A 21,060-nucleotide genomic window follows, 5' to 3' on the forward strand; every position below is an offset into this window, starting at 1 on the left:
CGTGGGCGGGTGGGACGTTGCCCAGAGTCAGCCGGTCGTGTTTGTGACGCATCACAATGACCTCGTGACTCCTGGGGATCTCCTCGCGCTCGCCACGCAGTCCTGTGTGGATGCCGCGAAGCTGCTGCACGACATGCCGGTCGACGTGACGTTGAAGGGCACGTTCGACCAGGTCAGCACGGCCGACCTGGAGGTGGAGGCGTTCCTGCGGACCGCTTTGACGTCCGGCGCACCGGGCTCGGCGGTCGTCGGAGAGGAGCTCGGGTCGGCGTCCGCTCCGGTGACGTGGTTCGTCGACCCGATCGACGGCACCCGCAACTTCGTCCGGGGCCTCCCGCTGTCCTGCATCTCGGTGGCCGCGGCCGTCGACGGCGTGCTGGTGGCGGGCTGCGTGCTCGACCCGTTCCGCGACGAACTGTTCACCGCGGCCACCGACGTGCCCTTCAGCGTGCGGTCGGGCGGCCTGACCGTCGCGCCGGGCATGAGCCCGCGACCACTCGTGCTGACCGACATCCCGCTGCCCGGCACCCCGTACCACGGCGAGATGGAACTCCTGGGCTCACTCATGAACGTCGCTGACGTGCGCCGCGTCTACTCAACGGCCCTCTCGCTCGCCTGGGTGGCAGCCGGCCGGGCCGACGCGGCGGCGAACCTGGGCATCCACCCGTGGGACGTGGCGGCGGGCGAGGTGCTCGTCCGTGCGTCGGGCGGGAAGTTCGCCGAGATCGGCACCGACGGGTTCGTGGCGGGGCGCGGTGAGATCGTCGAGTGGATTCGCACCCGACTGGAAAGCATCGTCACACGATCGACCTGAATGGTCTCGACTTGGGCGCCCCAACGTTCAACTGATTCGTTTTCGGTGTTCAACTGATTATATTCCGGCAGTTTAGACCGATTGCCGGACTTTACCAATAATGCCGAATTGGATAGATTCGGACGTACCCGCCCAACAGAGGCGGACAATCTCTGGGGGAACAACAATGATGAACCCTCGCAAAGCGGCCTCAGTTGCCGCACTTCTTTCTCTGGGCGCGGTCCTGTTCGCGCCGAACGCTGTCGCCGACACCGGAAAGGGCCAGGTGCGGCACTGCGTCGTCCAGGCGGTCCCGCTGGGTGTCGACGGCGATCCGGCCGACGGGCCGCAGGTCCTCAACGACGCCCCGGTGTGCTTTGACAGCGTCGGCGCCGGGGTGGCCTACGCGACCGGCGGCGTGGCCAGTGCGGAGTCCGCGGCCGGCGTCGACTCGCCGGAGGAGCTCGCCGCGCTGATGAAGTCGGCCGAGGGCAAGTCGGCCGCCTTCCAGGACGTGGTCATCGGCATCTTCTACGACTCGAACAACTTCGGCGGCGGCACCATCTACACCGCCCTCGCCGCGTCGGGCTGCACGACGTCCCTGTCGTGGGGCGTGAACTACGTCGGCGACTCCATCAACGACGACATCGCCTCCGGCCGGAGCTACTCCAGCTGCCACCACAAGGTGTTCGAAAACGCTGGTTACGGCGGCGCGGGTGCCGGCTACTACACGTCCGCGGGCAGCTACGGGCTCGTGGACGAAGAGGTCTCCTCGATCCACTTCAAGTGGTAGGTCGCTGAGTTCTGGTGATCGGGTGGGGCTGGTGCACCAGCCCCACCCGATCCGCTCAGCCCGCCAGAGGTGCGAGGCCGGCCAGCGAGCAGTCCGCCGGACTGGTCCCCACCACCACGACCGCGTGGCCGCCGCCCTGGTCGACACAGGCCACCAGGGACGGCACCGGGTAGGGGCCGGACGCGTTGGGGTCGGCGTCGCCCTCGGGGCTCACGACACCCTCGACGCCGGGGCGCAGCAGGCCCGTTCGCCACAACGTCGCGCACAGGTCCACCGCGACGGCCGGTTCGGCGACGCTGCCCGCCGGCCCGGCCTGGCCGCCGAAAGTTCCGGGAAGGGACTTTCCGTCTTTGGCGACAGCGCGGCATTCCACGCTCGACGAATCGGTCACCGGAAGTGCGGACACCACCGCGGCCGCACCAGTGCCGAGCACCGCGAGCGTTACTCCTGCCGTCACCGCGACCCTTTTCCGCCGTCGCGCATGTCCAGTGATCACGTCCTGCGTTCCGCGCCACGACTCGTCGGTGTCGAATTCATGTGCCCCGTCGAACAACGACTGCATCAGATGCCCCCTTCCCGGTAGTCGATTCCCTTTTTCTTCAATTCACTGCGCAACCGCTCTTTGGCTCGGCTCAGCCGGGACCGGATCGTGCCCACCGGGACGTCCAGCACCCGCGCCGCCTCCTCGTACGTGTAACCCTCGATGAGACACAACCCGACCACCGCGCGACCCGCGGCGTTCAGCGTGTCCAACGCCGCCCGCACCGCCACGTTGTAAGCAGCCGCCCCGTCGCCCCGGTCCGCCGCGGCGGCCACCCGGTCGACCAGAGCGTCCCTGCGCCGCATGGACCGCAGGTGGTTGCGCGCGGTGTTGCCCGCCGTGACGACCAGCCAGGGCAACAGCCCGTCCGGCCCGGCGGTGATCTTGTGCCTGCGCAGCCAGGCCGCGAGGAACACCTGGTTGACGGCCTCCGCGGCCTCGGCGTGGTCACCGATGCGCGCATAGCAGTGCCGGTACACGCGGGGCGCGTGACGGTCGTGGACCACCCGGAAGGCGGCCATGTCCCCCGTGCGGACCTTCGCCCACAGCTCCGCGTCCGAGTCGAGCCCGGCGTGCACCTCGTTGCTCACACCGGGAGATGTCCGGAACCGCCACCGAGGGTTCCACCGCGGCCGACTTTTCACGGACCCCTCCCGTGACGAAGACCACACCGCCCGACATACCAGAGGCCGACAAACCGACCACCACAGCCGCCACCCAGCTCGATCTGCCTGACCTGCTGCGATGATGCCCGACCAAGATCACTCGGCTCAGCGTCCATCTGAACGATGATCATGATCAACTTCTGGTTACTCTCCGGCTTCGCCCGAACACCCTCAGGGGGCAGCCGGTACCGCCGAAAGGCTCGTCGAAGCCATGCCTGCGACGAGCAAATTGCCTGTTCAGGCACCAGATCCTGGGGTGGATGCAGATGGTGCCCCCGACGGGATTCGAACCCGTACTGTGATCCTTTTAAGGGACCTGCCTCTACCGATTGGGCTACGGGGGCGCGGTGAGCCTAGGCCTTGATCGTCGGCCTGTGTGAGCGGATGGTCTTTTCTCGCCCGCCTGGCCCAGCGAATTGGACTAGAGCGAGCATTCGGCTAAGCGTCGAACGGCCCCGAACATCAGCGGGCCCTCCCTGCTCCGAGCAGTTCCTTGAAGCGAAGGGCGACCCAGTCGTGGACGGCGGCGGAGACCGAGTTGTCGCCTGCGCGGTGCTCGAACCAGCGCCAGTCGCAGTTGACGTTGATCTCCAGGAACACGTGGTCAGAGCCGGTGACGAGCAGGTCGAACGCGGCTACCTGCACGCGCCAGTGACGGGCCAGGGCCAGCAGGCGGTCCGACAGGGAGGTCGGCACGGAGGTCGGCGTCACGCGGACGGCGTCGGGGTCCACCCAGAGCTGGGCCGGGTCCAGCTTGTCGACCTGGAAGGCGATGCAGCGCTCCCCCACCACGAACACGCGCAGCTCGGTGTCCGAGGGCACGTACTCCTGGACGATCACCGGGGCCGGCTCTGGGGCGTCGGAGGCTCGGGAGGTTTCCAGCGGGCGCGGGAACAGGCCGTGTTGCACGCCTGGGCGTGGTTCCAGCAGGTGGCGCCCTGCCGTCTTGACGATGCAGCGGCCTCCGCCGGGGCGCGTACGGCCCGGACGGGTTGTCACGGCTGTGCGTGGCACACGCAATCCGAACGAAGAAGCGTCGGAAAGCTGCGTCAGGCGGTCCAGATGCGTCGAGAAGCGCGAAGGGTTCACATGTGCCCAGTCGGAGCGTGAGGACAGCCAGTTGGCCACTGAGGCCCACTGGTCGACCGCGTAGGCGCCGGCGAGGGTGCCGGGTTCGACGGGGACCGCGGAGAGTTCGAAGTGGCGGCGCCAGACCAGCAGGGGGCGCAGCAGCCAGCGGTCGAGTTCGATCAGCGGCTGGTCGGTGTAGACGGACAGCGGCAGGTCCACGCAGCGGTCGGCGTCGATGCGGGCCATGCGGATGCCGCGCTCGGCCAGGGCGATGGAGAGTTCGTTCATCTCCATGTCGGCGGCGCGCGCGAGCACCAGTACGCAAGGTTGGGGATTGCCGTCGCCCTCGTCGACCATGCCCAGGCGGTGGACCTGTTCCTGGAAGTCCAGGCATTTGGGCGGGGAACGGAAGAGGTAGTCCTGACCCTGCAACAGCAGTGGTCTGGCAGCCTCGGACGGGGCACCTGGCACCCGCCCGTCAGCCGACCTGCTCAATCGTCCTTCTTGCTGCGGAAACTCTGCCCCGCCTGCGCGTACTCTGCGGCGTACTGCGCCAACGCGGGGTCCTCGATCTCGCCGCGACGAAGCTGTGCGGCCAGCTCCTCGAGAGACATCGGGATCACCTCTCTCCCCACACGGCGAATCACGCATTCAGGTGATGCACCAGCCGTAGTCTCTGGTTCACGTAACGCAATGTCAAGACAGGCCCCGGAGCTTACTCCGATTGGGCGCTCAAGTTCCGCCTCCGGACGAGCGAAGTGCCCCGAACGTGGTCACGTTCGGGGCACTAGTGCACTCACGGGGAGTAACGGGTCAGGACTGCACAGCGCGGTCGAAGTCCGACTTCGGGTCGTTGATCTGACCGAGCGCCACGACCTCGCGACCGTAGAACAGCGCCTGCGTCCAGTCCATCAGCACGCGCAGCTTGCGGTTCACGGTGGGCATGAAGGCCACGTGGTAGCTGCGGTGCATGAACCACGCGGGCAGGCCCTTGAAGCGCAGGCCGAACACGTCCGCCACGCCCTTGTAGAGGCCGAGGCCGGCGACCGAGCCGAGGTACTTGTGGAAGTAGTCCTTCGGCTTCTGGCCGCGCAGCGACGCGACGATGTTCTTGGACAGCAGCTTCGACTGACGGATGGCGTGCTGCGCGTTCGGCACGCACGTCGCCGTCGGGTCCTCCTCGATGCGTGAGAGGTCCGGCACCGCGGAGCAGTCACCGGCGGCCCACACGCCGTCGAGGCCCTGGACCTGCATGGCGGCGGTGCACCGGACGCGGCCGCGCTCGTCGAGCGGGAGGTCCGTGTTGCGCAGCACCGGGTTCGCCTTCATGCCGGCGGTCCAGATGATCGTGTCGGAGTCGAACTCGGTGCCGTCGTCGAGGACGACGTGGCCACCCTCGAGCGACTTCACGCGGGTGTCGAGGTAGATCTTGATGCCGCGCTTCTCCAGCGCCTCGACGGTCCACGCCCCGAGCTTGGCGGACACCTCGGGCATGATCCGGCCCATCGCCTCGACGAGGACCCAGTTCATCTCTTCGGGCTTGACACCCTCGTAGTACCGAAGCGCATACCGCGTCATGTCCTCGAGCTCGGCGAGCGTCTCGATGCCCGCGAAGCCGCCACCGATCACGACGAAGCTGAGCAGCTTCTTGCGCAGGTCCGCGTTGTTCGTGCTCGCTGCCTGGTCCAGGCGCGACAGCACGTGGTTGCGGACGTAGATCGCCTCGCCGATCGTCTTCATGCCGATACCGACCTCGGCCAGGCCGGGGATCGGAAGCGTGCGGGAGATCGCACCCAGCGCGGAGACGAGCACGTCGTACTCGATCTCCTCGACGTGGCCGTCGGACAGCTCGGCGGTCACGATCTTGCGCGCGTGCTCGATCTTGGTGACGCGGCCCGTGACGACGTGGCAGCGCTTGAGCACCTTGCGCAGGGGGGCGACGACGTGGCGCGGCTCGATGGAGCCGGCCGCCGCCTCAGGCAGGAAGGGCTGGTAGGTCATGTGCGGCTGCGGGTCGATGACGGTGACCGACGCCTCACCGGATCGCAGCTTCTTCTGCAGTCCGAGAGCCGTGTACATCCCGACGTACCCACCGCCGACAATGACGATTCGCGTGGGTTGCGACTTCACAGCAGCCATACACATATGGTCGCACCAGGACCCCCTTTTTCGCGCGTCCGGAGGGGCCGTTGTGACTACCGTCGCCGGGTGATGCCGAACACCCTCACCGCTGACCTGCACCTTGAGTGAGATTTGAGGTGTTCTCGCTGAGAGGGTCGATTCAGATCCTCAGCGCCACGACCGCGATCACGACCGTCAGAGCCCCCAGTCCGAGCAGCTCGACAAGCCCGATATTAGGCCCCGATGGGACGAACGCCGCGAAGCCCGCGACAGCGAATGAGATCGCCTGGACAATGGCGAACCGGCGTGCTGGTGCTTTCAGCGCAGCGGGCTCGATTCTCGTTTTCACCGGAACGACCGCCGCGAGCGCGGACGTCACGTGAATCAGGTGCAGCGCCGGGATCATCAGCAGCACGCCCAGCCGCAACGGGTGCCCGTCGGCGAACGCCATCGCCACCGCCGCGTACCCGATCAGCAACGCCGCGCCCGCGCTCCCCGGCATCAGCGCGGTGATCGCCGTCAGCACCGTGACGATGATCAGCGGCGCGATCGTGTCGGACTCGAGGTGCAGGATCAACGCCACGGGCACCGCGGCGAGCACGATCGCCAGTCGCATCAGCATTCCGCCGTCACCGCCACCCCGTGCCGGCTCATGCGCCTGAGCCGCAGCCGGTGTTCCGCGGCGATCATCTCCGCGGCCACCTCGCCCCACGGCGTCTCCCGGTCGGGCGTCAACGGCAACGGCAGCGTGTTGATCGCCAGCACCACATGCCCGTGCTTGCGCGTCTGCACGGCCAGGTCAGCGATGTCGTCGTCGAGGAACGGCGACAGCAGCACCACCACCGATCCGTGCGGGAGCTTCCGCAACGCCACGCGTGACGCCCACCCAGCGGCCTGCACGCACACGACGAGCTGGGTGCGGATCCGCAACAGGTGCCGGCGGCCCACGCCGGACCGGACGTTGAGCTGTGGACGGCTGAGGTCCATCAACGCCACCCGGTCGCCCTGCCTCAGGTACCCCGCCGCCATCGACGCCGCCCGGCGCACCGCGCGGTCCAGGCTGCCGTCGGGGCGCGTGGTGGCGCCGTAGTGAGGAGACGACCACTCCGCCACGTTCGTGCCCACGTCGGTCCGGGTGTCGATGGCCAGCACGATCTCCGCGTCGGCCTCGGCGTGCCGCTCGCGGACGTGGACCGTGCCGGTGCGGGTCGTGACGCGCCAGTCGATGCGCTTGAGCCGGTCGCCTGGCTGGAACGCCCTGATGTCACGCAGTTCGGTCGAGTCACCGGCGCGCGGCGACCGGTGGATGCCGACCAGTCCGGCGGGGCGCGGTGGCAGCGGGCCGGACGGGTGGTGCTCGACCGGCGGCAGGATCGTGCGGACGTGTTCGGTGCCGACGATCGGGCCGTAGACGTGCATGCCGTCCGGTCCGGCGAAGAGGTGGTCCAACCGCAGATCGACGCCGGGACCCCACGCGTCGCGGCGGATCTCCACGGGCAGATCGGGCGAGTGCGCCGGAACGGCCGCGGGACCGGACGGCAGCTTGACCACCGCGATCTCCGCGTCCGCGCCGTCGACGTGCGCGACGGTGTGCACGACTCCGGCACCCGCACCACGCGGCACCGGGCGGACGCTGACCGTCGGCGTGCCCTTCGGTTTCGACGTGAGCAGCACGCTGAGGATCAGCGGCACGCCGAACAGCACCATCTCGACCTGGTGCAGGAACAGGCCGCCGACCACGAGGCCGGCGCCGAGCCACACCGCGCGCGAGTACGCGTCCGTCGGATGCCAGTGCGCGCCGTGCGACTGGGCGAACGCGTCCCTGATCTTGTCCGCTCTGCTCATGAGCTGGGCGGGCCCGGAACCTTGCCGAGCAGCTCGGTGACCACCTGCACGCCGCTGACACCGGACGTCCACGTCTCCGGCTTGAGCACGAGCCGATGCGCCAGCACGGCGACCGCGCACTCCTTGACGTCCTCGGGCGTCACGTATGCGCGTCCGTCCAAAGTGGCCAGGGCGCGGGCGACGAGCACGAGCGCCTGCGCGCCTCGTGGTGACGCGCCGACCTCGACGGACTGGTGCTGCCGCGTCGCCACGGCCAGATCGACGCAGTACCGCAGGAGGTCGTCGTCCACTGTGGTCTTCTCGAGCTCGGCCTGGAGCTCGGCGAGCCGGCCGGCCGCGAACACCGGAGGCACCTCGGCCTCCTCCCGCTGTCGCGCGATCCTGCGCCGCAGGACCTCGACCTCCTCCTCAGCGGGCGGATACCCGATGTCGAGCCGCACCAGGAACCGGTCGAGCTGCGCCTCTGGCAACGGGTAGGTGCCCTCGTACTCGACGGGGTTCGAGGTGGCGAGCACGTGGAACGGCCTGGGCAACGGGAACGTGCGCCCCTCGACCGTGACCTGCCGCTCCTGCATGGCTTCCAGCAGCGCGGACTGCGTCTTCGGCGGCGTCCGGTTGATCTCGTCGGCCAGCAGCAGCCCGGTGAACACGGGCCCCTGGTGGAACTCGAACTCGCGGCTGCCGGGGTCGTAGAGGAACGACCCGGTGACGTCCGCGGGCAGCAGGTCCGGCGTGCACTGCAGGCGGCGGAAGTCGAGGCTCAAAGCCTGTGCCAGCGACCGCGCGATCAGCGTCTTGCCGAGCCCCGGCACGTCCTCCAGCAGCACGTGGCCACCGGCCAGCACGGCCGCCAACGCGAGCCGCACCGTCCGCGTGCGCCCGACGACGACCTTGCCGATCTCGTCGAGAACGGCTTTGGCCTCCAGTTCAATGGTCACTCGACCCTCCTGAGCCTTTCGGCGAGTTCCTTCGGGTCCGGCATCTCGGATGCCTCGATCCCCAGTAGTGCGAGCCGGGCGCGGAACCGTTCCTGGTAGCGCCGCGGGTTCTCCGCCGCCTCGGCCAGCCTGCTCGTGAGCGTGCTGGCCTGTGCGGAACTGATCGAGCCGGGCGGCGGCGGTGCCGAGCTCCACACGATGTCCGTGGCGCGGGGCAGCCTGGTGATCAGCACGCCGAACGCGGTGGGCGGCACGGCGAGCGCCGCCGCCCAGAACGGCGAGGCGCCGAGCCACCAGATGACGACGCCGATGATCACCCCGACCACCAGCGCCAGTGCGGTCTTCATGCGAGCTCCCGGACGATGCGGCTCAACTCTTGTTGCGCCTGTTGAGCTTGTGCGGCCGTCACGTCCTCGTGCCCGAAGCGCGCGCGTTGGTACAGGTCCTTGAGGACGGCGGCGTCGACGCCGAGCTTCTCGGTGAACTCGGTCGGCGTCTGGTGCGGCTTGCGGGGCTCGGCCTCCTCCAGCGCGAGCCAGGCGGCGATCACGGCGTCGCGCGGCGGCCGCTGCGGGTGCTCGGTGAACTCCTGTAACGCCTTCTCGACGCGCTGGACCGCCGACACGGTCCGGGTGAGCTCGAAGTCCTCGATCTCCACGCCGCGCACACCCCGGCGGCGGCGCCAGCGCGGCAGCTCGATCGCGAGGATGATCCCGACCAGTCCGAACAGGACGAGTCCGGCGAGGAACAGCAGGAACACCGTGAACGGCACTGCGACCGCGTCCGGCAGGTTCTGCGGCACCACCACGTCCAGCGACGACGAGCGGTCCTGCGGCGGCGGCCTGTCGTCCAGGCGGTTGACGAGCGTGATCGGCGACGATCCGCTGGCCGCCACCACGACGATCAGCAACGCCGCCACCGCGACCACGGCCCGCCACCACTTCATGCCGGTCAGCCTTACACGGTTCGCCGCCGTTGGGATGATCCTTTTGGTCAACTTGACGGTGTCAGACCGGGACTCCGCATCAGCCCACTGCCCTGCGCAGCACCTCCTGCAGCATCTCCTGGGTGAGCTTCCCGGTGAAGGTGTTCTGCTGCGAAACGTGGTAGCACCCGAACACACGCAGCCCACCGAGCTCCACCTCCAGCCCGTGCCCGAACTTGGGCCGCGCGGACCCCAGCAGCGGCAGGAACGCCTGCCACCCGAACGCCCCGAGCACCACGACGGACCGCAGCGAGGTCAGCAGGCCGAGCTCCTCGCGCAGGAACGGCGAGCACCGGTCCCGTTCCTCGGGCGTCGGCTTGTTGGCTGGCGGCGCGCATCGCACCGGTGAGGCGATCCGGACGCCGTACAGCTCCAGGCCGTCGTCGAGCGCCCACGCTTCGGGTTGCGAGGCCAGTCCGACCTCGTACAACGCCCGGTAGAGGAAGTCGCCGGAGCGGTCGCCGGTGAACATCCGGCCGGTTCGGTTCGCGCCGTGGGCGGCGGGGGCGAGGCCCACGATCAGCAACGAGGCGTCCATCGGGCCGAAGCCCGGCACCGGCTTGCCCCAGTACTCCTGATCGCGGAACGCGGCGCGCTTCACCGCGGCGACCGACTCGCGCCAGGCGACCAGGCGCGGGCACGCTCGGCAGGCCGTTATTCGATCGTCGAGTTCCGTAGTGTTGCTCCCATGTCCGAGGAGAAGACCGAAGAGAAGCCAGAGTCTCCGGCTGATGACCTGGTCACCACTCAGCACAGCATCACCGTCAAGGGCCGCGAGCTGAACTACACCGCCGTCACCGGGCGTGTCGTGCTCAAGGAAGAAGTGCTCAAGGACGGCGTGTTCGAGGGCCACAAGCCCAAGGCCGAGGTGTTCCTGACCGCGTACACGCTCGACGGCGCCGACCCGCTGAAGAGGCCGGTGACGTTCGCGTTCAACGGCGGGCCCGGATCCGCCAGCCTCTGGCTGCACATGGGGCTCCTCGGGCCGCGCAAGGTGCTGAGCGGCGACGTCGGCAACCTGACCGCGCCGCCGTACGGGATCGCGGACAACGAGGAGTCGCTGCTCGCCGAGAGCGACCTCGTGTTCATCGACCCGGTGTCGACCGGGTTCTCCCGGGCCGCGAAGGGCGAGAAGCCCGGCAACTACCACGGCTACCAGCCCGACATCGACTCCATCGCCGAGATCATCCGGCTGTGGACGTCGCGCAACGGCCGCTGGATGTCGCCGAAGTTCCTCTGCGGCGAGTCGTACGGCACGCTGCGCGCCGCGGGCCTCGCCGAGCACCTGCAGAAGAAGTACGGCATGTACGTCAACGGGCTCATGCTGATCTCCTCGGTGCTGGACTTCGCCACGCTCGAGTTCAACGAGGGCCACGACCTCGGCTACACGCTCTTCCTGCCCACATACGCGGCCATCGCGCACTACCACGGCCTGCACGGCGACCGTCCGCTCAAGGAGGTGCTCGCCGAGGCCGAGGAGTTCGCCTCGCGCGACTACCCGTACGCCCTGGCTCGCGGCAACCGGCTCTCCGACGTCGAACGTGCCGCGACGATCGAGAAGATCGCACGGCTGACCGGTCTGACCGAGGAGTACGTGGACGCGGTCGACCTGCGCATCGAGCACATCCGGTTCTTCACGGAGCTGCTGCGCCGCGACCGCAGGACCGTCGGCCGCCTCGACGGCCGCTTCACCGGGTGGGACAAGGACTACGGCCGCGAGGAGATCTCCGCCGACCCGTCCATCGACGCGATCCTCGGCCCGTACTCGGCGTCGATCAACCACTACCTGCACGCCGAGCTCGGCTACTCCAACGACCTGCCGTACGAGACCCTCGCCTGGTCGGCCATCGAGAAGTGGTCGTACAAGGAGTTCGAGGGCCGGCACGTGACGACCGCGGGCAAGCTCTCGGCGGCGATGCGGGCGAACCCGCACCTCAAGGTGCACGTCGCGTTCGGCTGGTACGACGGCGCCACGCCGTACTTCGCGGCCGAGCACCTCATCGCGCACCTGCAGATCCCGAAGGAGCTCACCGCGAACATCGAGTCGGCCTACTACCCGGCCGGCCACATGATGTACGTGCACGAGCCCTCGCGCGTCCAGCAGTCCGAGGACCTGGCCGCCTTCGTGCGGAACTCGTCCAACACGTGATCCTGGACCTGTCCGACGACACCGTCCTGCACGAGCTGTGGACGGTGCAGCGGCTGGCTTATGCCGTCGAGGCCGAGCTCATCGGCTTCGACGGCATCCCGCCGTTGCACGAGACGCCTGCCGAACTGCGAGCGTCCGGCGAGACCTTTCTCGGGCTGTACGACGAGGAAGGCCTCGTGGGCGCGGTGTCCTACGAACTCGTCGGGTCCACTGTAGACATCTGCCGGCTCGTCGTGCACCCGCGGGCGCATCGCCGCGGCATCGCTTCCCGGCTCCTCGACGCGCTGCCGGACGGCCCGCAGATCGTCAGCACCGGCACCGGGAACGAACCCGCGCTCCGGCTGTACCGCAAGCGCGGGTTCGTCGAGATCGGCACGCGCGAGATCGCCCCAGGGGTGACGATCACCGAGCTGGCCAACGGATGATCATCTTCCTGAACGGGACGTCCAGCTCCGGCAAGTCGAGCATCGCCGAGGAGCTCCTGCAGGTGCTGGACACCTGGTACTTCCACCTGAGCATCGACGCGTTCTCCGCGATGTGCCCAGGCAACCGGGTGACAGAGCTCGACGAGCCCGAGCTCAACGCCTTCCTGCGCCGCATGAGGGCGGGCTTCCACCGCTCGGTGGCGGCCATGGCGCAGGCCGGCAACGACGTCGTGGTCGACCACCTGTTCAGCGAGCCCTGGCGGCTCCAGGACTGCCTGGAGGTGCTGGAGGGCCTGGACGTCGTGCTCGTGGGCGTGCACTGCCCTCTGGAGGAGCTGGAGCGGCGCGAACATGCCAGGGGTGACCGGACGCCCGGCATGGCCGCGAACCAGTTCCAGATCGTCCACCAGCACGGGCTTTACGACTTCGAGGTCGACACGAGCAGGAACAGCCCGCGTGAATGCGCGCTGGCGATCAAGGAGTTCCTCGCCCAGGCGCCCGGCAAACGGGCCTTCGACGAGTTGAGGGGCCGCACCCGCAGGCACGACCCCTCAACCGGCTAGACACGATCAGACGACCGCGCGCTCCTCCGCGAAGTGGCACGCGGCGGGGTGGCCGTCCTTGCGCACGACCAGCTCCGGCACCTCGGTCGCGCAGATGTCCTGCGCCTTCCAGCACCGCGTGCGGAACCGGCAGCCCGACGGCGGGTCGATCGGCGAAGGCACGTCGCCCGTCAGACGGATGACGTCACGCCGGCCGCGCTGGGTCGGGTCCGGCACCGGCACGGCGGACAGCAGCGCCTGCGTGTACGGGTGCATCGGGCGCTCGTAGATCTCGTCCTCGGTGCCGATCTCCACGATCTTGCCGAGGTACATCACCGCGACGCGGTCCGAGAGGTGGCGGACCACCGACAGGTCGTGGGCGATGAAGACGTACGACAGACCCATCTCGCTCTGCAGGTCGCCCAGCAGGTTCATCACCTGAGCCTGGATCGAGACGTCCAGGGCGGACACCGGCTCGTCGCACACGATCACCTTGGGCTTCAACGCCAACGCGCGGGCGATGCCGATGCGCTGGCGCTGACCGCCGGAGAACTGGTGCGGGTACCGGTTGATGTGCTCCGGGTTCAGGCCCACGGTCTCCAGCAGTTCCTGGACCTTCTGCCGGCGCGAGCCCTTCGGGGCGACCTCGGTGTGGATCTCGAAGGGCTCCCCGACGATGTCGCCGACCGTCATGCGCGGGTTCAGCGACGTGTACGGGTCCTGCAGCACGATCTGGATGTCGCGGCGCAGCTTGCGCAGCTCCGCGCCCTTCATCGCGAACATGTCGCGGCCCTCGAAGCGCGCGACACCGGACGTCGGCGGCTCCAGGCGCATCAGCACCTGGGCCAGCGTGGACTTGCCACAACCGGACTCGCCGACGACGCCGAGGGTTTCGCCCTTGTTCAAGCTGAAGGACACACCGTCGACGGCCTGGACGTGGCCCACGGTGCGCTTGAACAGCACACCGACCCGGACCGGGAAGTGCTTGACGAGGTTCTCGACCTCGAGGATTGGCTCAGCCACGAGCGACAACCTCCTCCGCGATGTGGCACCGGCTGGTGCGTCCCATGCCGAGGTTGTGCACCGCGGGCACCTCGGAGACGCAGCGGTCGAACACGCGCGGGCAGCGCGGGTTGAACGGGCAGCCGGGTGGGATGTTGGTCAGCGACGGCGGCAGACCCTTGATCGTCTTGAGCTCCTGGCCCTTCAGGTCCAGGCGCGGCAACGACTCCAGCAACGACTCGGTGTACGGGTGGCCCGGCGCGCGGAACAGCTCGTACACGTCGGCGTGCTCGACGATGCGGCCCGCGTACATGACCGAGATCCGGTCCGCGACGTCGGCGACCACGCCGAGGTCGTGGGTGATCAGGATCATGCCCATGTCGCGTTCCTTCTGGATCTCCGCCAGCAGGTCCATGATCTGGGCCTGCACGGTGACGTCCAGCGCGGTCGTGGGCTCGTCCGCGATCAGCAGCTCCGGGTCGAGCGCCAGCGACATCGCGATCATCGCGCGCTGCCGCATACCGCCGGAGAACTGGTGCGGGTAGTCCGAGATGCGACCCTTGGCGTTCGGGATCTTGACCTGGTCGAGCAGCTCGATCGCGCGCTTGCGGGCGTCCGCTTTGGACATCCCGCGCCGCACGCGCAGCTGCTCCTCGATCTGGAACCCGACCGTGAACACGGGGTTCAGGGCGGAGAGGGCGTCCTGGAAGATCATGGCGATGCCCTCGCCACGGACCATCCGACGCTCTTCGTCGGACTGCTTGAGCAGGTCCTCACCGCGGAACTTGATCGTGCCGTTGGTGATGAACGCCGGCGGCATGTCCAGGATGCCCATGATCGTCTGGGCGGTCACGGACTTGCCGGAACCGGATTCACCCAGCACCGCAAGGGTTTCGCCCGCCGAGACGTGGTACGAAACGCCGTTGAGCACCTTGGCGACACCGTCGCGGGTGCGGAATTCCACGTGGAGATCCTCGACCTCCAGCAATGGCTGAGTCACGAGATCTCCCTATCGGGACTTGGGGTCGAGGGCGTCGCGCACGGCGTCCCCGAGCATGACGAAGGCCAGCACGGTGACCGTGACGAAGCCCGCGGGGAACAGCAGCATGTGCGGTGCCGACTGGAAGTAGTCGCGCGACTCCGAGATCATCACGCCCCACGACACGACCGGCGGCCGCAGGCCGATGCCGAGGAACGCCAGCGTCGCCTCGGCGCCGATGAAGGCACCCAGGGCGATCGTCCCGTACACCAGCACCGGAGCGACCGTGTTCGGCAGCAGGTGCCGGAAGACGATGCGCAACGGCGAGGCGCCCAGGCCGCGGGCGGCCTTGACGTAGTCCTGCTGCTTCGCCACCAGCGTCGCGGACCGCATGATGCGCATGACGACCGGCCACGACAGCACCGCGATCGAGAGCACCACCTGCGTGACGATGCGGACCACGCCGGGGTTCTCCGAAGGCGCGTTCAGCGTGGTCAGGATGACGATCGCGCCGAGCACGAACGGGATGCCGGCGAAGATGTCCGCGAACCGGGACAGCAAGCTGTCGATCCACGTCTTCGCGTAGCCCGCGATGATGCCGACGAACGAGCCGATCACCACGGTCAGGATCGTCGAGAAGATGCCCACGAGCAACGACGCACGGGCGCCGTACATGGCGCGGGCGTAGACGTCGTAGCCCTGCAGGTCGTAGCCGAACCACGCGTCCGCGGACGGTTTCGCGAGCGACTTGTCGAGGTTGGCGTGCCGCGGGTCGACCGACGTGAACAGCGACGGCCAGATCGCCATCACCACGACGATCGCGATGATCACCAGCGAGATGACGAACGTGGGCTTGCGCCGCAGCTCGCCCCACGCGTCACTCCACAGCGAGTGGGGCTTGCGCTGCTTCTGCGACGAGTCGTCGAGGTGGCTCGCCTGGTCGACGCCGGCGGCCGCGGCCGCCTCGAGTCCGGTTCCGCCGGACACGGATCCTGGGTCACTCATAGCGAATCCTCGGGTCGAGAACGGCGTACAGGAGGTCGACGAGCAGGCTCGCCAGCAGATAGACGAGCACCAGCAGGGTCACGATGCCCGTGACCATGACGCCTTCCTTCTCCTGAATGCCGCGGAAGATCAGGCCGCCGATGCCGTTGATGTTGAACACGCCCTCGGTGACGATCGCGCCACCCATGAGGCTACCCAGGTCGGTGCCGAGGAACGTGATCACCGGGATCAGCGAGTTGCGCAGCAGGTGGATGCCGACGACGCGAGTCTGCGGCTGCCCCTTGGCGATCGCGGTGCGCACGAAGTCCGCACGGCGGTTCTCCACGATGCTCGTCCGCGTCAGCCGGGCGACGTAGGCCATCGAGAGGCTGCCGAGCACGAAGCCGGGCAGGATCAGCTCGCCTATCGACGGATCGGTGCCGACGGACGTGTCCATGATGTCGAAGCCCTGCGGGCCGAGGTAGAGCCGCAGCACGAAACCGGTGACGAACACCGGCAGCGAGATCAGGAACAGCGTCGACACCAGGACGAGGTTGTCGAGGAAGCCCTGCTTGCGCAGGCCGGTCAGCACACCGGCGATGATGCCGATGACCGCCTCGATGATCACCGCGATGATGCCCAGCTTGAAGGTGATGGGCCAGGAGGTGGAGATCTGCTCGCCCACGGAGACGCCGTTGAACGTCGTGCCGAAGTCACCGAGCAGCAGATTGCCGAGGTACTTGAAGTACTGGACGAGCAGCGGGTCGTTGAGGTTGAGCTTCTGGCTCATCTCCGCGATGTACGACGGGTCGCACGGCCGCTGACCGCACTTGCCGGAGAAGGGGTCCTGCGGGATCGCCCAGACCAGTGCGTAGATCAGGAAGGTGGTCCCCAGGAAGACCGGTATCAGCTGCAGCAGACGGCGCAGCACATAGCGACCCATGAGGTCGGCTCCTTGCGTGGTGGGGGGCGCCAGACCCTGAACACCCTTCCGGCCCCGCGTCCGTAACGCTTGGCGGACGCGAGGCCGGAAAGGGTTACTGCTCAGTGCTCACTTGCTCAGAATCTGACGTGCGCTTCGTCGGCTGTCAGCTCTTCGCCTTGACGCGGAATGCCGCGAGCTCGGCGTCACGGGTGAAGGTCAGCTTGGCGGCGAGGAGGTTCTTCGACCGCGCACCGATGCCCTTCTCGTTCCAGGTCGGGATGGACGGCATGTCCTTCGCGATCTGGTCCTCCGCCTGCTGGTAGAGCTTGATGGCCTCGTCCTGGTTGGCGGTGCCGTCAGCCTTCTCCAGCAGACCGTCGACGACGGTGCTCGAGTAGTTCGAGTCGTTCGAGGAACCGCCGGTGCGGTACAGCGGGTTGAGGAAGTTCTCGATCGACGGGTAGTCGGCCGACCAGTCCGAACGGCCCATGCCGGTCAGCTGCTTGCCGTCGACGATCTGGCGGTACGCACCGAAGTTGGTGGCACCGACGAACTCGCACTCAACACCCAGCGCCTGCTTGATGCTGTTGCACGCGGCCTCGAGCGGCTCCTTGCGGCCACCGTCCTGGTTGGACTGGATGGTCAGCTTGCCGGTGAAGCCGGACTCCTTGAGCAGCGCCTTGGCCTTCTCCGGGTTGTACGAGCAGTACTCGCCACAGATGCCCTTGCGGTAGCCCTTGATGCCGGGCGAGACCCAGCCGTCGGACGGCACGTAGGAGCCGGCCAGCACGGTCTTGGTGATCTGCTCGCGGTTGATGGCCATCGAGATGGCCTGGCGGAGCTTCACGTTGTCCTTGAACGCCGGGACGTAGTACGGCAGCGCGATGGCGCTCTGGCCCAGCAGGTTCGCGTTCAGGACCTGGTCACCGAGGTCCGCCTTGTACTTCTCGCCGACCTTGGCCGACGGCGGCAGCGCCTCCATGAAGTCCAGCTTGCCCGCGACCAGGTCCTGGTACGCGGTCTCCTGGCTGGAGTAGATCTTCACGTCGAGGGTCTTGAAGTGGACCTTGTCCTCGAGCTTGTAGTCGTCGAAGCGCTCGAGCTTGATCAGCGCGTTCGGCGTGCGGGCGGCGAACTTCATCGGCCCGTTGCCGATCGGCTTGGCCTCGAACGCCTTCTGGTCCGCGAAGAACGCCTTCGGCAGCGGCGAGAACGGCTGGTAGCCGAGCATGATCGGGAAAACCGAGTTCGGCGCGCTCAGCGTGACCTCGAGCTCCGTGGGGCTCACGGCCTTGAGGCCGGACATCTTGTCCACGGCCGGCTTCGCGTTCTCGTCGGCGGGGTGGACGTCCTTGTAGCCCGCGATCGGCGACATGAACGAACTGGCCTGCTGCGCGTTCGGCGCGTAGGCGGCGAAGTTCCAGGCGTCCACGAAGCTCTGCGCGTCGACGTCGGTGCCGTCGTGGAACTTCATGCCCGACTTGAGCTTGATCTTGTAGACCTTGGCGTCGCTCGACTCGATCGACTCGGCGGCCAGGTTGTACGTGGCGCCGTCGTCAGGCTTGTAGCCGACCAGACGCGTGAACAGCGCGTCGGTGATCTTGCCGCCGCCCGCCTCGGTCGTGTTGGCCGGGAAGAGCGTGCTCTTGGGCTCGGTGCCGTAGATCGACACCGTGCCTTCCGTGTCTTCCTTGCCCTCAGAGGTGGTCGAACCACCACCACCGCCGCCACATGCGCTGAGCGTCATGGCCAGCGCGACTGGCAGAGCCACCCACGCAACCAGTGATCGCGACATCAGTCTCTCCCGCCTTTCCCCGGCGCCGCCGCAGATATTGCGTGCGCGCGCCTCCCCGGGAGGTCTCGTCCACCTCCCAAAACGTGAGAGGACGTTAACCGGGGTGTCCAGGAGTACGCGCATCGAAAGCGGTTACAAACTCGTCACGATCACCTCAAGTCGACCTTAATTCGGCGCTAGACCAGCGAAAACGCGATGCCGTCGAGGATGTCGTGCTCACTGCACACGAGCGTGCGAATACCCGCGCGATTCGAGAGCTCCTCGGCAATCGCACGCAGAACCAACGCTCCACCGCAGATCACGTCCACCCGGCCGGGATGCATGGGCCCGAGCGAGGCACGCTCATCATGCGTCATGGAGAGAATACGGTCGGTGATTTCTCGAACATTGTCAAGTGTGATCCTGCTGAGGTGAATAACGTCGCTGTTGTACACCTCCAGGCCCTGGACCAGGGCTGACAACGTCGTGACGGTGCCGGCGACCCCGATCCAGGTCACCGCCTTCTCCACCGGCACCGAGTTGAAGGCTTCTTTGATCGCTTCGCGCGCAAACGCTTCCGCTTCGGCGATTTCCGCCTTCGCCGGCGGATCGGACTTGATGAACCGCTCGGTCAGCCGCACACACCCGATGTCCATAGATCGCGCGGCCTCGACCTCCGTGCCGCTGCCGAGGACGAACTCGGTCGAACCTCCACCCAGATCGGTGACAAGGAAGGGTCCCTCGTCCGGGTCAAGATCGGCCACCGCGCCGAGGTACGACAGCCGCGCCTCCTCGTCCCCGGTGATCACCTCGGCGGGCGCGCCGAGGATCTCCGCGGTCATCCCGAAGAACTCGTCCCGGTTGCTCGCGTCGCGCGTCGCACTGGTGGCGACCATCCGTGCGGTCTCCACGCCCTTGCGTTGCATCGTGCGCGCGTAGTCGAGCAGGGCCTCCCTGGTCCGTTCGATCGCGTCGGGGTGCAACCGCCCGGTCGCGTCCACGCCCTGCCCGAGCCGGACGATCTTCATCTCGCGGTGCACGTCCCGCAGCCACGCGGTGCCGTCGTCGCGCTTCGTCACGTCCGCGACGAGCAGTCGGATCGAGTTGGTCCCGCAGTCGATGGCCGCAACCCGCGACATGATCACCCCTACTTCAGCTGCCGATGCTCCTCGGCAAGCATGGCGTAGACGAAACGATCGCCCCACTCGCCCTTGACGATCTCGTTGTGCCTGAAGTGGGCTTCCCGGCGCATGCCCAGGCGTTCCATCACCCGCCACGACCGTTCGTTGCGCGCGTCACAGTCGGCGATGATCCGGTGCAGGCCCAGCTCCCCGAACCCGATCCCGAGCATGATCTCCGCGGCCTCACGCGCGTAGCCGTTGCCCTGGTGGGCGGGATTGAAGATGTAGCCGATCTCGCCCTGCCGGTGCTGCTCGCTCAGCCACTTGAGGTCGACCTCGCCGATGACCCGGCCTTCGAGGGTGACCGCGAGGGCCAGCGTCTGCCCCTCCCCGGTGATCTCGTCCTGGCCGGCCCACTTCGCGAGACCCGCCGCGGCCTCCTCCCTCGTGCAGGGCTCGCAGTAGAGGTAGCGGTTGACCTCGGGAAGCGAGCGGTAGACGAGGACGTCGTCGACGTCGCCGAGCTCGAACGGCCGCAGGACGAGACGGTCCGTCTCGATCGGGTAGTCAGGCCGCACGGCCGTACTCCTCTTCGAGCATGGCGTAGATGAAACAGTCACCCCACTCGCCCTTGAACATCTCGCTCTCGCGGAAGTGCGCCTCCCTGCGCATGCCGAGACGTTCCATCAACCGCCACGACGGCTCGTTGCGCGGGTCGCACACGGCGGCGATGCGGTGCAGCTTCATTTCCTCGAACCCGATCCTGAGCATGGCCTCTGCGGCCTCACGCGCGTAGCCCTTGCCCTGGTAGGCGGGGTTGAAGACGTAACCGAGCTCGCCCTGGCGGTCCTTCTCGCTGACCCACTTGAGGACGACGTCGCCGATGACCCGGTCCTCGAGAGTCACCGCCATCACGAGCCACTGCCCCTCCTCGGTCAGCTCGTCCATGGTCAGGCTCTTGTCGAGGCGCTGCTGGGTCTCCTCGATCGGGCCGGGTTCGCTGTAGAGGTAGCGGCAGACCTCGGGGTCGGAGCGGTAGGCGTGGAGGTCGTCGAGGTCGCCCGGTTCGAAGGGGCGCAGGACGAGGCGTTCGGTCTTCAGCGGGTAGTCAGGTCGCACGCCTTCACAATGCCAAGGAACGCCGTCCATGCCTCGCGATTTACCGGGAGGTGGGACTCCAACAGCTCGGCCGGCTGGCATCCACCGTGACACGCCGGACTAGCTGGGCGTGCTCGTTACCAAGCTGGGCGACGAGGACTCGGCCGCGCTGCTGCCGCTGCTGGTGTTGGCGCTGCTGCCGCCGCCGGTCGACGACGTGCCCGAGGACGTTCCCGTGGTCCCGGTGGAGGACTGCGCGGGCGGGTCCGACTGGGCGGAGGTGGTGGTCGTCGTCGTAGTGGTGGTCGT

At 67.8% G+C, this 21,060-nt stretch carries 24 protein-coding genes and 1 tRNA gene; 5 read left to right on the forward strand and 20 right to left on the reverse strand.

Translation table 11 applies throughout. The features are described 5' to 3' along the window. Positions 1–64 precede the first annotated feature (64 nt). Entirely contained in the window at positions 65–814 is a 750-nt protein-coding gene (locus B0F77_RS11680; protein ID WP_143466681.1) for an inositol monophosphatase family protein, read from the forward strand. 169 nt (positions 815–983) lie between these two features. Further along, on the forward strand, positions 984–1,586 hold the full coding sequence (locus B0F77_RS11685; protein WP_143466682.1) for a hypothetical protein: 603 nt from the start codon (positions 984–986) through the stop codon (positions 1,584–1,586). 55 nt (positions 1,587–1,641) lie between these two features. Here the strand turns inward: B0F77_RS11685 and B0F77_RS11690 are convergent, their stop codons facing one another. The 12 genes from B0F77_RS11690 to B0F77_RS11740 all read right to left on the reverse strand — a co-directional run bounded on the left by B0F77_RS11690 (position 1,642) and on the right by B0F77_RS11740 (position 10,410). Further along, positions 1,642–2,148 carry a hypothetical protein gene (locus B0F77_RS11690; RefSeq protein ID WP_086662862.1) on the reverse strand — a complete coding sequence of 169 codons (507 nt, stop codon included), beginning with the start codon at positions 2,146–2,148 and terminating at the stop codon, positions 1,642–1,644. Further along, on the reverse strand, positions 2,148–2,717 hold the full coding sequence (locus tag B0F77_RS11695) for an RNA polymerase sigma factor (RefSeq protein ID WP_086662863.1): 570 nt from the start codon (positions 2,715–2,717) through the stop codon (positions 2,148–2,150). The genes B0F77_RS11690 and B0F77_RS11695 overlap by 1 nt, the downstream gene beginning before the upstream one ends. Before the next feature lie 342 nt (positions 2,718–3,059). Beyond that, a tRNA-Leu gene (locus tag B0F77_RS11700) sits at positions 3,060–3,136 on the reverse strand. 118 nt (positions 3,137–3,254) lie between these two features. Then, positions 3,255–4,220: an ATP-grasp domain-containing protein gene (locus B0F77_RS11705; protein WP_245847963.1), complete on the reverse strand. Its 966-nt coding sequence runs from the start codon at positions 4,218–4,220 to the stop codon at positions 3,255–3,257. Positions 4,221–4,354: 134 nt separating this feature from the next. Beyond that, complete coding sequence (locus B0F77_RS50510; RefSeq protein WP_269083663.1) at positions 4,355–4,477, reverse strand: hypothetical protein; 123 nt, start codon at positions 4,475–4,477, stop codon at positions 4,355–4,357. 199 nt (positions 4,478–4,676) lie between these two features. Beyond that, positions 4,677–6,002 (reverse strand): NAD(P)/FAD-dependent oxidoreductase, encoded by a 1,326-nt coding sequence (locus tag B0F77_RS11710; protein WP_086662865.1) that lies wholly within the window; start codon positions 6,000–6,002, stop codon positions 4,677–4,679. A gap of 142 nt (positions 6,003–6,144) precedes the next feature. Beyond that, positions 6,145–6,600 (reverse strand): hypothetical protein, encoded by a 456-nt coding sequence (locus B0F77_RS11715; RefSeq protein ID WP_158102668.1) that lies wholly within the window; start codon positions 6,598–6,600, stop codon positions 6,145–6,147. Continuing rightward, positions 6,600–7,829: a DUF58 domain-containing protein gene (locus tag B0F77_RS11720; RefSeq protein ID WP_086662867.1), complete on the reverse strand. Its 1,230-nt coding sequence runs from the start codon at positions 7,827–7,829 to the stop codon at positions 6,600–6,602. The genes B0F77_RS11715 and B0F77_RS11720 overlap by 1 nt, the downstream gene beginning before the upstream one ends. Further along, positions 7,826–8,767, reverse strand: a complete 942-nt coding sequence (locus B0F77_RS11725) for an AAA family ATPase (protein WP_086662868.1) — start codon at positions 8,765–8,767, stop codon at positions 7,826–7,828. Before B0F77_RS11725 ends, B0F77_RS11720 begins: the two co-directional genes overlap by 4 nt. Next, complete coding sequence (locus B0F77_RS11730; protein WP_086662869.1) at positions 8,764–9,114, reverse strand: hypothetical protein; 351 nt, start codon at positions 9,112–9,114, stop codon at positions 8,764–8,766. Before B0F77_RS11730 ends, B0F77_RS11725 begins: the two co-directional genes overlap by 4 nt. Further along, positions 9,111–9,713, reverse strand: coding sequence for a DUF4129 domain-containing protein (locus tag B0F77_RS11735; protein ID WP_086662870.1), 603 nt, complete (start codon positions 9,711–9,713; stop codon positions 9,111–9,113). The genes B0F77_RS11730 and B0F77_RS11735 overlap by 4 nt, the downstream gene beginning before the upstream one ends. 79 nt (positions 9,714–9,792) lie before the next feature. Further along, positions 9,793–10,410 (reverse strand): uracil-DNA glycosylase, encoded by a 618-nt coding sequence (locus B0F77_RS11740; RefSeq protein ID WP_211293752.1) that lies wholly within the window; start codon positions 10,408–10,410, stop codon positions 9,793–9,795. A 30-nt stretch (positions 10,411–10,440) separates the two neighbouring features. Between B0F77_RS11740 and B0F77_RS11745 the strand changes: the two genes are divergently transcribed. The 3 genes from B0F77_RS11745 to B0F77_RS11755 are packed head-to-tail and all read left to right on the forward strand — an operon-like array spanning position 10,441 to position 12,889. Continuing rightward, entirely contained in the window at positions 10,441–11,901 is a 1,461-nt protein-coding gene (locus B0F77_RS11745; RefSeq protein ID WP_086662871.1) for a S10 family peptidase, read from the forward strand. Then, the gene (locus B0F77_RS11750; RefSeq protein ID WP_086662872.1) at positions 11,898–12,326 is read left to right on the forward strand and encodes a GNAT family N-acetyltransferase; all 429 of its coding nucleotides are present in this window, start codon (positions 11,898–11,900) and stop codon (positions 12,324–12,326) included. The genes B0F77_RS11745 and B0F77_RS11750 overlap by 4 nt, the downstream gene beginning before the upstream one ends. Further along, on the forward strand, positions 12,323–12,889 hold the full coding sequence (locus B0F77_RS11755; protein WP_086662873.1) for a chloramphenicol phosphotransferase CPT family protein: 567 nt from the start codon (positions 12,323–12,325) through the stop codon (positions 12,887–12,889). Before B0F77_RS11750 ends, B0F77_RS11755 begins: the two co-directional genes overlap by 4 nt. Before the next feature lie 6 nt (positions 12,890–12,895). On the opposite strand, the gene B0F77_RS11760 is transcribed toward B0F77_RS11755, so the two are convergent. The 8 genes from B0F77_RS11760 to B0F77_RS11795 all read right to left on the reverse strand — a co-directional run bounded on the left by B0F77_RS11760 (position 12,896) and on the right by B0F77_RS11795 (position 20,772). Continuing rightward, positions 12,896–13,891: an ABC transporter ATP-binding protein gene (locus B0F77_RS11760; protein ID WP_086662874.1), complete on the reverse strand. Its 996-nt coding sequence runs from the start codon at positions 13,889–13,891 to the stop codon at positions 12,896–12,898. Continuing rightward, positions 13,884–14,870 carry an ABC transporter ATP-binding protein gene (locus B0F77_RS11765; RefSeq protein WP_086662875.1) on the reverse strand — a complete coding sequence of 329 codons (987 nt, stop codon included), beginning with the start codon at positions 14,868–14,870 and terminating at the stop codon, positions 13,884–13,886. The genes B0F77_RS11760 and B0F77_RS11765 overlap by 8 nt, the downstream gene beginning before the upstream one ends. Positions 14,871–14,879: 9 nt before the next feature. After that, positions 14,880–15,854, reverse strand: coding sequence for an ABC transporter permease (locus B0F77_RS11770; RefSeq protein WP_086662876.1), 975 nt, complete (start codon positions 15,852–15,854; stop codon positions 14,880–14,882). Then, on the reverse strand, positions 15,847–16,776 hold the full coding sequence (locus B0F77_RS11775; RefSeq protein ID WP_086662877.1) for an ABC transporter permease: 930 nt from the start codon (positions 16,774–16,776) through the stop codon (positions 15,847–15,849). Before B0F77_RS11775 ends, B0F77_RS11770 begins: the two co-directional genes overlap by 8 nt. Before the next feature lie 145 nt (positions 16,777–16,921). Next, positions 16,922–18,553 carry a peptide ABC transporter substrate-binding protein gene (locus tag B0F77_RS11780; protein WP_086662878.1) on the reverse strand — a complete coding sequence of 544 codons (1,632 nt, stop codon included), beginning with the start codon at positions 18,551–18,553 and terminating at the stop codon, positions 16,922–16,924. 176 nt (positions 18,554–18,729) lie between these two features. After that, positions 18,730–19,671, reverse strand: a complete 942-nt coding sequence (locus B0F77_RS11785) for a Ppx/GppA phosphatase family protein (RefSeq protein ID WP_086662896.1) — start codon at positions 19,669–19,671, stop codon at positions 18,730–18,732. 8 nt (positions 19,672–19,679) lie between these two features. After that, positions 19,680–20,231: a GNAT family N-acetyltransferase gene (locus tag B0F77_RS11790; protein WP_086662879.1), complete on the reverse strand. Its 552-nt coding sequence runs from the start codon at positions 20,229–20,231 to the stop codon at positions 19,680–19,682. Further along, entirely contained in the window at positions 20,221–20,772 is a 552-nt protein-coding gene (locus tag B0F77_RS11795) for a GNAT family N-acetyltransferase (RefSeq protein WP_342746790.1), read from the reverse strand. The genes B0F77_RS11790 and B0F77_RS11795 overlap by 11 nt, the downstream gene beginning before the upstream one ends. Positions 20,773–21,060: the final 288 nt, after the last annotated feature.

Origin of the sequence: Lentzea kentuckyensis (assembly GCF_002150765.1) — a bacterium.
GTDB lineage: Bacteria > Actinomycetota > Actinomycetes > Mycobacteriales > Pseudonocardiaceae > Lentzea > Lentzea kentuckyensis.

Excerpts from the sequence above, each read along its gene's own strand:
- B0F77_RS11685 (WP_143466682.1), top strand. The coding sequence starts at position 984 with ATGAACCCTCGCAAAGCGGCCTCAGTTGCCGCACTTCTTTCTCTGGGC.
- B0F77_RS11690 (WP_086662862.1), bottom strand. The coding sequence starts at position 2,148 with ATGCAGTCGTTGTTCGACGGGGCACATGAATTCGACACCGACGAGTCG.
- B0F77_RS11705 (WP_245847963.1), bottom strand. The coding sequence starts at position 4,220 with ATGGTCGACGAGGGCGACGGCAATCCCCAACCTTGCGTACTGGTGCTC.
- B0F77_RS50510 (WP_269083663.1), bottom strand. The coding sequence starts at position 4,477 with ATGTCTCTCGAGGAGCTGGCCGCACAGCTTCGTCGCGGCGAGATCGAG.
- B0F77_RS11710 (WP_086662865.1), bottom strand. The coding sequence starts at position 6,002 with ATGGCTGCTGTGAAGTCGCAACCCACGCGAATCGTCATTGTCGGCGGT.
- B0F77_RS11715 (WP_158102668.1), bottom strand. The coding sequence starts at position 6,600 with ATGCGACTGGCGATCGTGCTCGCCGCGGTGCCCGTGGCGTTGATCCTG.
- B0F77_RS11720 (WP_086662867.1), bottom strand. The coding sequence starts at position 7,829 with ATGAGCAGAGCGGACAAGATCAGGGACGCGTTCGCCCAGTCGCACGGC.
- B0F77_RS11730 (WP_086662869.1), bottom strand. The coding sequence starts at position 9,114 with ATGAAGACCGCACTGGCGCTGGTGGTCGGGGTGATCATCGGCGTCGTC.
- B0F77_RS11735 (WP_086662870.1), bottom strand. The coding sequence starts at position 9,713 with ATGAAGTGGTGGCGGGCCGTGGTCGCGGTGGCGGCGTTGCTGATCGTC.
- B0F77_RS11745 (WP_086662871.1), top strand. The coding sequence starts at position 10,441 with ATGTCCGAGGAGAAGACCGAAGAGAAGCCAGAGTCTCCGGCTGATGAC.
- B0F77_RS11755 (WP_086662873.1), top strand. The coding sequence starts at position 12,323 with ATGATCATCTTCCTGAACGGGACGTCCAGCTCCGGCAAGTCGAGCATC.
- B0F77_RS11770 (WP_086662876.1), bottom strand. The coding sequence starts at position 15,854 with ATGAGTGACCCAGGATCCGTGTCCGGCGGAACCGGACTCGAGGCGGCC.
- B0F77_RS11775 (WP_086662877.1), bottom strand. The coding sequence starts at position 16,776 with ATGGGTCGCTATGTGCTGCGCCGTCTGCTGCAGCTGATACCGGTCTTC.
- B0F77_RS11780 (WP_086662878.1), bottom strand. The coding sequence starts at position 18,553 with ATGTCGCGATCACTGGTTGCGTGGGTGGCTCTGCCAGTCGCGCTGGCC.
- B0F77_RS11785 (WP_086662896.1), bottom strand. The coding sequence starts at position 19,671 with ATGTCGCGGGTTGCGGCCATCGACTGCGGGACCAACTCGATCCGACTG.